The sequence below is a fragment of the Novosphingobium rhizovicinum genome (assembly GCF_040813635.1).
GTDB lineage: Bacteria > Pseudomonadota > Alphaproteobacteria > Sphingomonadales > Sphingomonadaceae > Novosphingobium > Novosphingobium rhizovicinum.
In genome coordinates, this window is record NZ_JBFNXR010000054.1 from 7,501 (window position 1) to 22,518 (window position 15,018).

A 15,018-nucleotide genomic window follows, 5' to 3' on the forward strand; every position below is an offset into this window, starting at 1 on the left:
CCAACGGATACCACAAGACCCATGGCAACAAAGACACTGCCCGCAACCAAGTCCCCCAGCACCAAGCTTGCCACCCGGGAATCCGCCCAAAGACCCGCGAGAAGAGCTATGACGGTAACAAGAAAGGCCGGCCTGAAACCGCCGAGCCCCCCCGCCACGATGACGCCCGGAACATAGAAGATGAAAGTAGCGCGGTGAACCAGCAAGGGACCCAGTGCTATACGCAGGGCGAGCCCCACGGCCACGACCGCCAGCCCCAGTGCTCCAGCCTTGACGACATCCAGGGCGAAGCCTTCGCTGAAGGCGGCTCGGCTCACCGGTAAGGTGAGATCGAGTCTGCGAAACCTGTCACCTCCGGTATCTTCCGTAGGATTAACTCCCAACTATCTCCTCCAGCCGCCTGGGCGTAGCTAACCCGCGCCAATCGCAAGGTCGTGAAATCATGACCTATAACACGTCGAGCCGCTCACCAAAGGAGTAACGGGCCAAATGGGAGGTTTGCTGGCTCTGCTCATGATTGAAGATGAGGCCGTTCGTACATCAATCAGTTTCGCCCTTGAGGTTGAAGGTATCGAAACAAAGATCTGCACCGATCCGATGCAACTTTACAGCCTTTTGAAGCCGGATCGGACCTGTCTCCTGATCGACCAAGGGAAAGACGGAACTGAGGCTCTTGATTTGCTCCGCTGTACGCAAACGCTCGGAGTACGACTCCCGACTATTGTCCTCGTCAGCACTCCATCCAAGGCTCTCCTGGATAGCATCAAGGATCTGGGTGCGATTGTGGTGGAGAAGCCTCTTGCAGGAGATGAACTTGCGGAGGCGATGCACTCACTCACCTCAAGAGGGGAGCCAAAATCATGACCGCCACCATGAACCTCGAGAGAGCTGGCACCTCCCCTGCCGCTCGCTCCGCACATTCATGCTCCGATTGCCCGGTGCGCGACGTATCCTTCTGCGCCGGCCTCGACGAAGAGGAGCGGAGCGCATTCACCGCCATGCGCCGGCAGAAGCAACTTTTGCCGGGCGAGGCGCTTGCCTGGCAGGATGAGGAATCTCCGTTCCTGGCCGTTGTCCGGGAGGGCATCGTCAAGAATACGGTCATGGACGCGAACGGAGGCGAACAGACGGTAGGTATCAGCAGGTCCGGAGATTTCGTCGGGCGGCCATTCTCCGGCCCCACTCCGTACGGGATCAGCGCTGTAGGCCCCGTCGAGCTCTGCGTGTTCCCTCGCAACGACTTTGATCGCCTCGCGAACGAACGCCAAGGTGTGGGCCACCACATGCTCAAGGTTACGCTGGACGAGTTGCAACGCACACGCCGCTGGCTGTTGATGCTAGGCAAGAAGTCCGCAACGCAGAAGGTCTCCGCCTTCATCCTCGAGTTCGCTCGCAACGGACGGGATCTTGCAGATGATGAAGCATGCGTCGTGGAACTGCCGTTCGGCCGACAAGAGATTGCCGACATTCTTGGGCTGACGATCGAGACTGTGAGCCGAGAGTTCACCGGCCTACGCCGTCATGGCGTAATCGATCTGCCTTCCCGAAGATCCGTCGCAGTGAAAGATCTGGCTGCTCTCGCGGATGCATCTGGCGAGGTTACGTACAACTGACGGTGCGCCCCAGTCTGGCAACGAGCGGTAACCTGCCATATGGGCACCGCTCCAGATTGGAGAAGCAGGACAGTTGCAAAGTTTTGTACAGCAGATAGCCCGGATTCCGCGACAGCCCCTCCTCGGCCATCTGGGCTGGATGCGAGGTGCGCTGGGCGGGACCATAGGAATCGCCATTTCGGGCACCATCGGAGTCCTCGTGCTGGGGACTACCAGTCCCGCCCTGCCCTGGCTTGTTGCCCCTACCGGAGCTTCCGCGGTTCTGGTCTTCGCTGTGCCTGCCAGCCCGCTAGCCCAGCCGTGGCCAGTTATCGGCGGAAGCATCATCTCTGCTGCGGTGGGACTGCTTGTAGGACAACTAACCGGTGCGCCCATCCTGGCAGCCAGCATAGCCATCGGCCTGGCCATCGCCGCCATGAGTGTGACGCGATGCCTACACCCCCCAGGCGGAGCATGCGCCGTTCTCTATGCACTCGGCGCCGCAGGTCCAGAAGCGTGGGGATGGCTCCACCTTCTTGCCATCACTGCGAATGTGGCGGCGCTCGCCAGCGCAGGCTGGCTCTACAACAACCTGACCGGTCACCCATGGCCACACCGGCCGGTTCGTGTCCCGGAGGTCGCCAAGCCTGCCACACGCGCGGCCGCAGTACATGGCGCGCTGACGGAGGTACTGGCCGACTGGAATGAGGTCATCGACGCGGACATCGACGACCTTGATGCGATCTTCCAAGCGGTGGAACGGCGCATCCGCTCAACCGAGCAGGATGCGCCGCCCTCAGCGCTGATTTAGAACGCGGCGTCGTCGAGCGCCATCATCGAGGCCTTGCCTGACTTGATGGCGAGGAACGCGGTTGTCGCTTGCGGCAGGAGCCGGTCGAAGAAGAAGCGCGCGGTCGCGATCTTAGCCTTGTAAAAGGCAGCTTCGTCCGAACCCGAGGCAAGCTTCTCCTGAGCGAGGAACGCGGATTTGGCGAAGCAGTAGCCCATGGCTACCAGGCCCAGCAGGCGCGTGTAGTCGGTCGCCGCTGCCGCTGCCTCCTCGGGATCGCGCATGCCCTTCTCCGCGATCGTCGCGGTCGAGAGCTGAAGTGCTCCGAATGCCTTCTCCAGACCCTCTACCATCTTGCCGAGGTTCGCGTCCGCCTTGTTGCCCTCGATGAAGTCCGAAACCGGGTGGAAGAACGAACGCAAGTAGCGGCCCATGTGCGCTGGCAGCTTGCGTCCGACGAGGTCCAGCGCCTGGATGCCGTTCGTACCTTCGTAAATCATCGCGATCCGGGCGTCGCGCACGTACTGCTCAACGCCGCTTTCCGCGATGTAGCCGTGCCCGCCATAGACCTGAACCGCCAGGTTCGCGCTTTCGAAGCCCAGATCGGTGAAGAGCGCTTTCACCACCGGCGTCATGAGCGCCACGAAATCAGCCGCACGCTGCTTCACCTCAGGATCGGTAGCGTGCTTCTCTGCGTCGAGCGCCCGGCTGACCCAGCCGGTGATCGCTCGGCAGCCCTCGTTGTACGCACGCATCGTCATCAGCATGCGACGTACGTCCGGGTGAACGATGATCGGGTCCGCAGGGCCGGACGGATTCTTCACGCCTGAGAGCGAGCGACCCTGAAGGCGATCCTTCGCGTAGTAGACGGCTGACTGGTACGCAGCCTCACTCACACCCAGTCCCTGGATGCCGACCGAAACGCGTTCGGTGTTCATCATCGTGAACATCGCGGCCATGCCCTTGTGCGGCTCGCCCACCAGCCATCCGACGGAATCGTCGAAGTTCATCTGGCATGTGGCTGACGCCTTGAGGCCCATCTTGTGCTCGATTGCGGCGACCGAAACACCGTTGGCCGAGCCAGGGGTATTATCTTCCTTGGGCAGGTACTTGGGCACCAGGAAAAGGCTGATGCCCTTCACGCCCGGAGGTGCATCGGGCAGGCGCGCGAGCACCAGATGGATAATGTTCTCGGTCAGATCGTGCTCGCCGGCCGAGATGAAGATCTTGCTACCGGTGATCTTATAGCTGCCGTCGTCCTGCGGCACCGCGCGGGTGCGCAGAAGCCCGAGATCCGTGCCGCAATGCGCTTCGGTAAGGCACATCGTGCCCGACCACTCGCCGGAGACCATCTTGGGCAGGAACCGCTTTTTCAGTTCGTCGCTGGCATGCCCCTCGATGGCTGTGGTGCCACCATGGGTCAAACCCGGATAGAGGCTGAACGAGACGTTCGCGGCGCAGATCATCTCCTCGGTCATTTTGTTGACCTGCTCGGGCAGCCCCTGCCCGCCCCATTCGGGATCCGAAGCCAGCGCGCACCAGCCGCCCTCTCGGAACAGATCGTAGGCTTCCTTGAAGCCCGAAGGCGTGCGCACGACGCCGTTCTCGAGCGTGCACCCCTCTATGTCGCCGCTGCGATTCAAGGGCAGGAGTACTTCCTGCGCCACCTTTGCCGATTCCTCGAGGATCGCATCGACGAGATCGGGGGTGAACTCCTCGAGAGCTTCGAGATTGCCGAAGCCGTCATCGTTATGCAGTTCGTGGAGCACGAACTTCATGTCTCGCACTGGTGCCTGATAGACTTGCATGTCACTCTCCATGAGACGCGATCGACCGCGTCTCCGATTGCATTAGTTGCGCAGCGGCTTGCCGGTTTCGAGCATGTGCTCAACACGTGCCATGGTACGCTTGTCGCGCACGCGCTGCATGAACTGTTCGCGCTCCAGCGTCAGAAGGTCAGCCTCGGTGACGGTGTCGACATAGTCGAACGGACCGCCCGAAAGAACGGTCGCCAGCGAGTCCGAAACGACCATGTCGTAGTCAGTGGCCATGCCTCGCTTGCGGAAGCCCTCTGCCGCCATGTTGAGGCCGACATGCCCACTCTCACCAGGAAGGCGGAAAGTCGGCGGTTCGGGCGCCTTATAACCCTCGACCAGCGACAGTGCCTTCTGCTTGGCGTCGAAGAGCAACCGGTCACGGTTCATGGTGATGCCGTCCTCAGGGCGCAGGAACATCATCTCCTTCGCCTGCTGGGCGGACTTCGAGACAGTCGCAGTCGATACCATCTCAAACACCTTGGCGACTGCCGGCATCGGGCCGTTCGGCATACCGGGTGCGTTGCGCCAGCGATCGAGCATCTCGCCATTTCCGCCCCAGCCGGGGATCAGGCCGACGCCGCACTCGACAAGGCCGGTGTACAGCTCGGCATGCGCCTGGATCGCGTCGGAGTGCAGCAGGATCTCGCACCCGCCGCCGACTGCCAGGCCAGCCGGTGCGCTGACGACCGGGAATGGCGCGTACTTCAGAGCCTTGTAAGCCATCTGTCCACCGGCCACGAGCTTCTCGATCTCGCTCCACGCCGCGATATTTACCGCGAAGATTGCAAGACCGAGGTTGGCGCCGGCCGAGAAGCTGTCAGCATCGTTGTAGACGACCAGCGCCTTGTAACTCTGCGCGACCAGCGGGATCGCCTTGCCAATGAGCTTCATCACCTCGCCGTCGAGCGCATTCATCTTGCCCGTGAACTCGAGGCAGACGACGCCGTCACCCACGTCCCAAAGCGCCGCGGAGGCGTTCTTGAGCAACGGCTTGGAATTCAGCTTGATGTCCGCAAGCCGGAGTACGCCCTCTGGACGCACGATGTCGTGGTACTCGCCATCAAGGCCCAGGAACTGGCGCTTGCCACCCTCGATGCGGTAGAAAGTGCGCTCGCCCGCGGTCCGCAGGATCTCAGGCACGGGGCGGCCTTCGGCTTCCAGACGGTCCGCAAGGTACTTGGCGCCCAGCTTGTCAATCATAGCGAACGGCCCGGCCTGCCAGTTATAGCCGAGCGTCATCGCATCATCGATTGCGACCACATCATCCGCAGCGGACGGCACCAGCGCGGCGGCATAGGCGAGCGTCCCGGAGAGCAGTGCCCAGGCATATTCGCCCAGCTTGCCCTTGCTTTCAACCAGGGCGCGCAGGTCGCCCTTGCTTGCGGCACCCACAGGACCCCGCGGCTTTGCCTTCGGACGGTACTCGCCGGTAGCGAGGTCGATCGCCTCAAGCTGCTTTCCCTTCTCGCGGTTGATCCGGTAGAAGCCGCCCTTGCCCTTACGTCCGGTGTAGCCTTCCGAGATCATCTTCTCGACCAGGGGGATGTCGCGGGCGATCGCCTGATAGGGATCATCCTGCGCCAGCGTACCGGTGAGGCTCGCCTTCAAGTGCGGCATCAGGTCGACGCCGACGAGGTCGACGAGCCCGAAAATGCCGGTCTTGGGCACACCCATCGGCTTGCCGGCCACCGAATCCGCTTCCTCGACCGTGAGGCCAAGGTCGAACGCATTGTTGATGCCGAGCTGGATCCAGTAGGTGCCAATACGGTTGGCGATGAAGCCCGGCGTATCTTTGGCGCGAACCACGGTCTTACCCATCGCGACGTCGGCGAACGCCTGCACCTTGTCCACCACGACTGGATCGCTGTCCGCGCCGGCCACGATTTCCAGCAAACGCATGTAGCGCGGCGGGTTGAAGAAGTGGGTGATCAGGAAGTCGCGCCTGAAGGCATCCGAGCGGCCCTCGACCAGATTAGCGAGCGGGATCGTCGAGGTGTTCGACGATACGGCCGTACCGGGGCGCTTGGCCGCCTCGAGCTTGGCATACAGGCCCTGCTTGATGTCGAGGCGTTCGATCACCGCTTCGACGACCCAGTCGCACTCAGCAACCCTGTCGAGATGATCCTCAATGTTGCCCGCCTCGACCAGCTTGGCCGCCCGCGTACTCATGAATGGTGCGGGATCCGTCTTGAGCATCCTCGCGATAGCGCCCTCGGCGATGGCGTTGCGATTGCTGCCTTCCTTGGGAACGATGTCGAGTAGAAGCACCGGCACGCCAGCGTTCGCGACTTGTGCGGCAATCCCGGCACCCATGGTACCGGCACCGATCACGCAGACTTTTTTGATTTGATCGTTCATCAGTCAACCGCCTCCAGAACGGTAGCGATGCCCTGCCCGCCGCCAATGCACTGCGTTGCCAGCGCGTACTTGCCGCCTTCACGCTTGAGCAGCGAAGCAGCCTTGCCGACGATCCGGGCACCGGTGGCACCGAGAGGGTGACCCAGCGCGATGGCGCCGCCGTCAATGTTGGTCTTGGCGGTGTCGAGGCCCAGATCGCGGATGCAGGCGAGCGCCTGGCTGGCGAAAGCCTCGTTAAGTTCGACCACGCTGAGGTCCTTGACGTCAAGGCCCGCACGCTGAAGCGCCTTCTGGCTGGAGAGGATCGGACCCAAGCCCATCGTCTCTGGAGCGCATCCAGAGATGCTGACCGACTTGATACGCGCGAGGATCGGGAGGCCGTGCGCCTTGGCGTATTCCTCGGTGGTGACGAGCACCGCTGCGGCGCCATCGGTGACGGGCGAGGACGTGCCCGCAGTGACCGAGCCTTGTGCGTCGAACGCAGGCTTGAGGCTCGCAAGACCCTCCGCCGTGGTCTCGGCGCGGATCGCGCCGTCTTCGCGCACGACACCGGCCTTGGTCTGGATGGGCACGATCTCGTCAGCAAACTTGCCTGCGTCGCGCGCGGCGGCAGCGCGTTTCTGGCTCTCGACCGCGAAGGTCTCCTGCTCGGCCCGGCCGATCTGGTACTTGCTGGCGACGTTCTCGGCCGTCTCACCCATCGACATGTACGCGGAGCTCTTCTTGGCGAGCTCCGGATTGGGCAACGGGTTGAAGCCCATCATCGGCACGCGGGTCATCGATTCCACACCCGCGCAGATGAACGCCTCACCGGCGCCAATGGCGATCTGACCCATGGCGATCTGCACAGAGCTCATCGACGAACCACAGAAACGGTTCACCGTCATTCCGCCGACCGTGAGCGGAAGATCCGCCAGCAATGCCGCCAGCCGAGCCATGTTGAGGCCCTGCTCACCCTCCGGGAACGCACAACCGACGATTACGTCTTCGACATCTGCAGCCTCCAGGCCCGTCTTCTCGATCAGCCCTCGGATAACCTGCGCAACCAGATCGTCGGGCCGGACCTTCGCAAGCGCACCCTTGTTGGCGAGGTGAAACGGGGAACGGGCAAAACCCGCAATAACAACACTTTGCATGCACTCTCTCCAGCGGCGTGGCCATCATTGGCTAAGCGCGAGTCCCGCGCCTTCAAATCTCGTCCTAAAGGTGCGCAGCTTTCCCTATACGTCAAGCAAATTTTGCGCTAGACCGATTCCATTGCCCGGCCCCTTTGGGCGGATTCCTCGAATAATGAGGAGGCGCGGTCGGCCATTAGGAGAGTGAAGGAAACGGCATGAGAATCACTATACCAACAGCGATGGCTTTGGTTGCAGCCACCCTGGTCGGAACGCCGGCTTTCGCGGCAGGTCCGGAGTCAGTCCTCGGACACTGGCGGACACCTGCGAAGAACGGACACGTCGAGATCACCCGCTGCGGAGAATCCGTCTGCGGCCGCCTGATCGAGTCCGACAACATCCGAGCCAATCCCGAGTTGAGGGACGCCAACAACAAGAACGAGGCGAAGAGGGACCGGCGCCTGAAGAACCTCCAGATCCTTGGCGGCTTCAAGGGCGAGGCCAAGCAGTGGACCGGTGGCACGATCTACAACCCGGAGGACGGCGGGACCTACAAGGCGACTATCACGCCTGCAGGCGCCAACACCCTGAAACTGAAGGGCTGCATCGTATGGCCCTTGTGCAAAACGCAGACATGGACGCGCATCCGCTGAAGCCGTGATGCGTTCCCTATCAACAAGACAGAAATTTGAGGCAGGAGAGTGCAAATGAACACCAACAAGGGCCGCATCCTGATCGGCACCGCCACTGCTGCAATTGCCTTTGCGGTAGCGGGATCGGCCAATGCACAGGCTTTCTACCTTCAGGAGCAATCGGTTCGTGGACAGGGCCGCGCCTTCTCCGGTGAAGCTGCAGACACTGGCGTGGACTCGCTCTGGTGGAACCCCGCTTCGATCGCCGGCATGCAGGGCGGTGAAGCATCGGTGCGGGCTAGCGCCATCCTTCCCGACGGCGACGTCGTAGACCAGGGAACGGTTATCGTCCGCCCGGGCGCAGCCCCCGCTCCGGTCGGAGGCAATCCACGGGCGAAGAACCCCATCAACAATGGCGTCGTGCCCTCTGGCGGCGTGGCCTACGGCTTCGGTCGGGTTGCTGTCGGCCTCGCACTTAGCGCTCCGTTCAACTTCACCACCGATTATGACGCGGATAGCTGGGCTCGCTACACTGCCGACAAGACGAAGCTGCGGACTTTCGACATCCAGCCGAGCGTCGCCTTCGCGGTGACACCGGAGATCAGCGTCGGCGCCGGCCTCAACATCGAGTACGCGGACGCCACTCTCAGCAACTACCTGCCCAACCTCTCTGCCGCACTGCCTGACGGTCATCAGAAGCTCTCGGGCGACGGCTGGGATGTGGGCTGGTCGGCAGGCGCTCAATTCCGCTCCGGTCCGGTGGCTGTAGGCCTCGCTTACAAGTCGAGCATCAAGCACACGCTTGAGGGCTCTATAGAGACCACGGGGCTGCTCGGCCCGCTTGCCGCGCAAAACGGTGAGATCGAGACGAAGGCGACCTTCCGTACGCCATGGCAGGCCATCGGCAGCATTCGCTTCAAGGCGACCCCGCAACTGACGCTCAATGGCCAGGTCGTGCGGGTCGGCTGGAGCGAGTTTGATGCGATCCGCCTTGGCGCGCCGCTGAACACCGCGATCCCCGAGAACTACAAGAGCATCTGGACCTACGCATTCGGTGCAGATTACGAGGTTTCGCCTGTCTGGACGGTTCGTGCCGGCGTCCAGCGCGGAAAGACGCCGACCCGCGACGGCGAGCGCGATGCGCGTGTCCCTGATGCTGACCGCTGGAACTTCTCTGCAGGAACCAGCTACGCGATGGGCAACCGCTTCACGATTGATGCAGCCGCCAGCTACATCGATTTCAAGGATGCGACGATCGACCGCAGGACCGCAGCCTATGCGGGCAGCCCTGTGCAGACGCCGCTACTGGTAAACGGCGAGCTTCAGAACGCCTCGGCTCTCGTGCTTTCGCTCGGCGCTCGGGTGGCGTTCTGATGGGGGCCGCGGAGCGAAACGCCGGCACCGGCGGGCCGGCAGACAACTCGATGCCTTCCGAACCGTTGCCGGCTTTCGCGCCGCGGCTTCTGACCGACCTGCTGGACCATGCTGTCGAGCGGCATGGTGCTTGGCCGGCTGTGGACTTCATGGGTCGCAAATGGACCTACCAGGAGATCGGAGAGCTCTCCCGCCGTGCGGCCCGTGGCCTGCAAGACTTGGGAGTTGCGCCGGGCACCCGCGTGGGGCTGTGCCTGCCTAACACGCCTTACTACGTCGTGTGCTACTTCGCGATCCTGCGGATTGGCGGCGTGGTGGTGAATTTCAATCCGCTCTACACCGAGCGCGAAATGGAGCATCAGGTAACTGACTCCGGCGTGAGCGTCATGATCGCCTCGGACCTGGCGCTTTCGCTTCCCAAGATCGAGCCATTAATCGGGAAGACCGCCCTGGAGCGTGTGGTCGTCTGCCCCATTGCGGACGTTCTGCCCACACTCAAGGGCACGGCGTATCGCCTCCTGAAGCGCAAGGACATCGCGCATGAGCCGCATGATGTGCGGTTCGTGCGCTTCAGCCTGCTTACCGCGCGCGATGCGGATCCCGATCCGGTAGAGCGCGATCCGCACGACCTTGCCGTCCTGCAATACACCGGCGGGACGACCGGAGTTCCTAAGGGAGCGATGCTGACCCACGCAAATCTGGCCGCGAACTCGGCCCAGATGATAGCCCACGTCGGGCATATGCCTGAGCAGCAGGAGCGCACCCTTGGCGTCCTCCCGATGTTTCACGTCTTCGCGCTGACGACGGTGTTGAACTATTCGGTAGAAACTGCGGCGGAGATGATCCTGCTCCCCCGGTTCGAGATGAAGACGTTCCTTGAGACGGCAAGACGAACCAAACCCACACAGTTCTTCGGAGTCCCAACCCTTTACGCCGCGTTGAACGGCGTGGAGCTGAATGGTGAATTCGACCACGTCCGGGTCTGCATTTCCGGCGGTGCCCCGCTTCCGCTGGACGTGCGGCAAAAGTTCGAGACGCGCACGGGAGTGCGGGTGGTCGAGGGGTATGGCCTGTCCGAGGCAAGCCCGATCATCACCTGCAATCCCCTTGACGGCGTGGTGAAGGACAACTCATGCGGTCCAGCTTTCCCGGGCACGGTCATCGAGATCCGGGATCGGGAAGACATTCACAAGGTGATGAAGCAGGGAGAGCGCGGCGAAGTCTGCGCACGAGGCCCGCAAGTGATGGCTGGCTACTGGAATCGTCCCAAGGACACGGAAGCCGTCTTTATCTTTGGAGCTTTGCGGACGGGCGATGTCGGCTACCTTGACGAGGATGGCTACCTTTTCCTGGTCGACAGGATCAAGGATCTGATCATATGCAGCGGCTACAATGTTTATCCGCGTACAATCGAAGATGCCCTCTACGAGTATCCCGCCATTGCCGAGGCTGTTGTGATTGGGATTCCCGATGAATACCGTGGCCAGGCACCCAAAGCGTTTGTCGCGCTCCATCCTGGCAGCTCGGTCACCGAGGATGAACTGCGCAAGTTTCTGAAAGAGCGGATCAACAAGATTGAAATGCCGACAGAAATCGAATTCCGGGCCGACCTTCCCAAGACGATGGTCGGTAAGCTCTCAAAAAAAGAACTGGTGGCAGAAGAAGCCGAGCGGCGGGCTGCCGCCGAGCGGAACTCGTGACATCTGAGGCAACACTTGCCGCACCTCCAGAAGCGGGTGACCTCTTCGGCATTCAGGAAGCAGCCAAGCTCCTGGGGGTCACCATGCGGACACTGCGCTTCTACGAGGACAAGGATCTCATAGCCCCGCAGCGTGTTGGCACTACGCGCATCTACTCGCGCCGGGAAATCGGACGCATGCAGTTGATCCTGCGCGGCAAGAAGCTCGGGTTCAGCATTCGCGAGATCAAGGAATTCCTGGATCTCTATGACGTGGACCCAGAACACCACGCGCAAGTGCGGCAGTTGATAGTGAAGGTAAGCGAGCGGATGAAAGATCTGCGGCGGCAGAAAACGGCCATCGAGCAGACGCTCGAAGAACTCCGTACTATCGAGGCGCAGGCGCTCACTTGGCTGGCAAAGCATCCGCATGGTCCTTCAGAAGGGCAGGAGCAGTCCCATGGCTGACGCCACACAGGCCATCGGCGAGCTCAAGCGGCTTCTCGTGGTGGAGGAACTCGACACCGATTTCTATCGGGGTGCCTTCACTCCGCAGATGAGCGGACGCGTCTTCGGTGGGCAAGTGATTGCACAGGCGCTTGCGTCCGCCCTCGGCAGCGTGGGTCCCGAGCGAGTGGTCCACTCCCTTCATGCGTATTTCCTCCGCGCGGGCGACAACGAGCGCCCCATTATCTACCGCGTGATCCGCGATTTCGACGGAAACAGCTTTGCCAACCGCCGTGTCGTGGCGCTGCAGGATGGCAAACCCATCCTGAACCTTGCAGCCTCATTCCACCGCCAGGAGCCGGGCCTCACACATATGGCCCGGATGCCCGAGGTTCCGGACCCTGAACATGCGACGCCAATGGCGCGCGTGCTCATCGAAAGGGGAGCTCGGATACCGGCAGCCATGGCCGGTCTGCTAAGCGCATTCGACATGCGCGTTGGCCCGCCGGATACTCAGGGAGACGGCCCCCGCGGCATGCCGAACCAGCACTCCTGGTTCCGCCTGGCCCCCAGCCTCGGGCCTGACCTCGCACGCATCACCCTGGCATACGCGAGCGACTTCGCCTTGGTCACCACCGCTCTGCTGCCCCACGGTGTGCAGTGGTTCTCACCTGCTATTCAGGGTGCCAGTCTGGATCACGCGGTCTGGTTCCATGAGGATCCGCCGCTTGACGAGTGGCTGCTATACGCCATGGAGAGCCCTTGGTCCGGGCAGGCGCGAGGTTTCAGCCGCGGCTCCGTCTATGATCGTTCTGGTCGACTGATTGCCAGCATGGCGCAGGAAGGTCTGATGCGGCATCGGCCGGAAAGCTAAAAGCCTCGGACGGCAGCAGGAGCCATAATGAGGGCTCCGCTGCTCCGATATTACTCTAAGCTCGCGAGATAAGATCACAGGATAAAACGGAAAATTACGGGATGGCACCCGCCCTTGTAGCCGCTTTGCGAATCCCGAGCATGTCACTCTACAGCGCTTTTCCAGCCATCCGGGCGCCTGGACAAGGCACCGGTCGTAGCTGCCGATGATATTCGGGCGCTCGTCTCAAGACTTAGAATTGCCCGGCAGGCGCGCTCCTCGGAGCAGCCTCACGGGTACCCCGCGCCTCCCTAGATCTTGCAACAATGTACGCCCGAAGCTGGTCGAGCTGGGTGTCCGTGAGCTCGCCGAACTTGGGCATTCCGGCGCGCTGCAATGCTCCATCATGCACGACTGAGCGAAAAGCGGCGGCGTCAAGCACCACCGCAGACTTCCGCAAATCGGGAGCAGTGCCGCCTCCAACCGCGTCCTTGCCGTGACACAGGGAGCAGGCGACGAATAGAGAAGCGCCCGCTGCCACGTCAGCCTCGACAAGGTGAATGGCGGGATCATCTACTGCGACAACAGAGGTACTGGCAGGCGTTCCGGCGGGAAGTGTCGTCTTACCGTCCAGAGCAAAGGCAAGCAGGCGCCGCGGTTGCGCACCATACTTCCAGCCGACGTTATTGCCGCCCACGGGCGCTGCCCCTCCATATCCCGAGAGGATCGCGATGTACTGGCGCCCCTCTACCGCGTAACTGATCGGAGCGCCAAGGAAGCCGTGGCCGGCATCGAACTGCCAGATACGGCTGCCGCTCTCCCCATCATAGGCACTGAACTGCCCATCCGCTGTCCCCTGGAAGACCAGACCGCCTCCCGTGGCAAGCACGCCGCCGTTCCAGAACGTATCCAGCTTTACCTTCCACGCCTCCTTCTGCGCCTTGGGATCCCAAGCAAGAAGCCAGCCGGTGCGATCATCCGGATTTTCGTCGATCAGCGTCATTGCGCCCGCCGGATTGACGTCTCCGCCGCCGCTGGTGCTCTTTGCGAACCGAATACCCTGGTTCTGCGCCGGCATGTAAACCAGCCCGGTGCGAGGGCTGTACGCCATCGGCTGCCAGTTGTGCCGCCCGGAAGGCCCCGGGTACATGTCGAAGCTCGCGTTTTCATAGCGGATCCCCGGCCTCTCCACCGGCCTGCCCGTTTTCAGGTCGATCCGATCCGCCCAAGTAACCTTGCCCGTCTTCTCTGCCGAGATCAGCTTTCCAGTGCCGCGGTCGAGTACGTAGAAGAAGCCGTTCGTCGGGGCGTGCAGGAGCACCTTGCGCGGCTTCCCCTCAACCTCCAGCGTTGCAGATATGATGTTCGCCGTAGACTTGTGATCCCATGCCTCACGCGGGTTCTGCTGGTAGTGCCAGACGTACTTGCCGGTATTCGCATCGAGCGCGACAATCGAGACGAGATACAGGTTATCACCCCCGCCGGGGCTGCGAACCGCGGGATCGTACGGACCACTGTTCCCTGTGCCCACGTAAACCCGCCCGAGCTCGGGGTCGTAGATCATCGAGTTCCAGGCCGTTCCGCCGGTTCCGGTCTTCCAATACTCCCCGGTCCATGTACGTGCAGCCGCCTCCATGGCGGGATCGCCCTTGTTCTGCTCTGGCGTGCCGGGAACCGTGTAGAAGCGCCACACCTGGGCACCCGTCACCTGATCGTAGGCGGTGACGTATCCTCTTGAACCGAAGTCCCCGCCACCGTTTCCGATCATCACCTTATCGCCAAAAGCCAGCGGCGCACCGGTGCTGAAGTACGCGGTACCGGGCGCAAGTGTGGGCGTGCTCCACAACTCCTTGCCCGTCTTTGCATCCAGCGCGATCATGCGCCCATCGAAGCTGGTGACGAAGACACGACCGTTTGCGTAAGCAACGCCGCGATTGGCAGCAAAGTTCAGCCGCATACGCTCCGGGTCGTGCTTCCAAATCTCCGGATCGTAGCGCCACAGCAGTTTGCCGGTCCCACCGTCGACGGCATAAACGGCCGAATAGGTCCCGGAAAAATAGAGAATGCCGCCCACTGCGAGCGGCGTTGCTTCAAGGGTGACTTCGCCCGGCAGGTCGAGAGACCATGCAAGACCCAGCCGCTCCACATTGCCAAGATCGATATCGGCAAGGCGACTGAAACCACTCTCGTCGACATTGCCACCGTGAAAGGGCCAGTCTGCTCCCGCCCCGTAGTCCTGATCCGCAGTTCCACCTTGAGTGCACCCCGCCATAATCAGCGCGAGTGCGGTTACTGCCGTAACCAGGCGTGGCATTCTCATTCTTTTAGCATCCCGTCCCTTTCCAGCGACTTTGGCACAGGT

13 protein-coding genes (1 of these 13 only partly in view) are annotated in these 15,018 nt (G+C 62.0%); 8 read left to right on the top strand and 5 right to left on the bottom strand.

What is annotated here, in order from left to right; genetic code table 11:
• Positions 1 to 383: the 5' portion of a PAS domain-containing sensor histidine kinase gene (locus tag ABUH87_RS16580; RefSeq protein ID WP_367775227.1), read on the bottom strand. Its footprint begins 1,174 nt before the window's first position; 383 of the gene's 1,557 nt are visible here — the first part of the coding sequence; the start codon lies at positions 381 to 383; its stop codon lies beyond the left edge, outside the window.
• A gap of 106 nt (positions 384 to 489) precedes the next feature.
• On the opposite strand from ABUH87_RS16580, the gene ABUH87_RS16585 reads away from it, so the two are divergent.
• The 3 genes from ABUH87_RS16585 (at position 490) to ABUH87_RS16595 (ending at position 2,403) form a co-directional block, all read left to right on the top strand.
• On the top strand, positions 490 to 864 hold the full coding sequence (locus tag ABUH87_RS16585; RefSeq protein ID WP_367775228.1) for a response regulator transcription factor: 375 nt from the start codon (positions 490 to 492) through the stop codon (positions 862 to 864).
• The gene (locus tag ABUH87_RS16590; protein ID WP_367775229.1) at positions 861 to 1,613 is read left to right on the top strand and encodes a Crp/Fnr family transcriptional regulator; all 753 of its coding nucleotides are present in this window, start codon (positions 861 to 863) and stop codon (positions 1,611 to 1,613) included. Before ABUH87_RS16585 ends, ABUH87_RS16590 begins: the two co-directional genes overlap by 4 nt.
• Before the next feature lie 73 nt (positions 1,614 to 1,686).
• Complete coding sequence (locus ABUH87_RS16595) at positions 1,687 to 2,403, top strand: HPP family protein (protein ID WP_367775230.1); 717 nt, start codon at positions 1,687 to 1,689, stop codon at positions 2,401 to 2,403.
• On the opposite strand, the gene ABUH87_RS16600 is transcribed toward ABUH87_RS16595, so the two are convergent.
• From ABUH87_RS16600 to ABUH87_RS16610, 3 genes are read right to left on the bottom strand one after another with little or no spacing between them, the layout of a single operon-like run.
• Positions 2,400 to 4,190, bottom strand: a complete 1,791-nt coding sequence (locus ABUH87_RS16600; protein WP_367775231.1) for an acyl-CoA dehydrogenase C-terminal domain-containing protein — start codon at positions 4,188 to 4,190, stop codon at positions 2,400 to 2,402. The two genes, ABUH87_RS16595 and ABUH87_RS16600, sit on opposite strands and share 4 nt — an antisense overlap.
• A gap of 42 nt (positions 4,191 to 4,232) precedes the next feature.
• Positions 4,233 to 6,557, bottom strand: a complete 2,325-nt coding sequence (locus ABUH87_RS16605; protein ID WP_367775232.1) for a 3-hydroxyacyl-CoA dehydrogenase/enoyl-CoA hydratase family protein — start codon at positions 6,555 to 6,557, stop codon at positions 4,233 to 4,235.
• Positions 6,557 to 7,693, bottom strand: coding sequence for a thiolase family protein (locus tag ABUH87_RS16610; RefSeq protein ID WP_367775233.1), 1,137 nt, complete (start codon positions 7,691 to 7,693; stop codon positions 6,557 to 6,559). Before ABUH87_RS16610 ends, ABUH87_RS16605 begins: the two co-directional genes overlap by 1 nt.
• Before the next feature lie 197 nt (positions 7,694 to 7,890).
• Between ABUH87_RS16610 and ABUH87_RS16615 the strand changes: the two genes are divergently transcribed.
• The 5 genes from ABUH87_RS16615 to ABUH87_RS16635 are packed head-to-tail and all read left to right on the top strand — an operon-like array spanning position 7,891 to position 12,677.
• Positions 7,891 to 8,325: a DUF2147 domain-containing protein gene (locus ABUH87_RS16615; RefSeq protein ID WP_367775234.1), complete on the top strand. Its 435-nt coding sequence runs from the start codon at positions 7,891 to 7,893 to the stop codon at positions 8,323 to 8,325.
• 54 nt (positions 8,326 to 8,379) lie between these two features.
• The gene (locus tag ABUH87_RS16620; protein ID WP_367775235.1) at positions 8,380 to 9,678 is read left to right on the top strand and encodes an OmpP1/FadL family transporter; all 1,299 of its coding nucleotides are present in this window, start codon (positions 8,380 to 8,382) and stop codon (positions 9,676 to 9,678) included.
• A 50-nt stretch (positions 9,679 to 9,728) separates the two neighbouring features.
• Entirely contained in the window at positions 9,729 to 11,378 is a 1,650-nt protein-coding gene (locus ABUH87_RS16625; RefSeq protein ID WP_367775236.1) for a long-chain-fatty-acid--CoA ligase, read from the top strand.
• Positions 11,375 to 11,824, top strand: a complete 450-nt coding sequence (locus ABUH87_RS16630) for a MerR family transcriptional regulator (protein WP_367775237.1) — start codon at positions 11,375 to 11,377, stop codon at positions 11,822 to 11,824. Before ABUH87_RS16625 ends, ABUH87_RS16630 begins: the two co-directional genes overlap by 4 nt.
• Positions 11,817 to 12,677, top strand: coding sequence for an acyl-CoA thioesterase (locus ABUH87_RS16635; protein WP_367775238.1), 861 nt, complete (start codon positions 11,817 to 11,819; stop codon positions 12,675 to 12,677). Before ABUH87_RS16630 ends, ABUH87_RS16635 begins: the two co-directional genes overlap by 8 nt.
• Positions 12,678 to 12,909: 232 nt before the next feature.
• Here the strand turns inward: ABUH87_RS16635 and ABUH87_RS16640 are convergent, their stop codons facing one another.
• The gene (locus ABUH87_RS16640; RefSeq protein ID WP_367775239.1) at positions 12,910 to 14,970 is read right to left on the bottom strand and encodes a PQQ-dependent dehydrogenase, methanol/ethanol family; all 2,061 of its coding nucleotides are present in this window, start codon (positions 14,968 to 14,970) and stop codon (positions 12,910 to 12,912) included.
• Between the last annotated feature and the right edge of the window lie 48 nt (positions 14,971 to 15,018).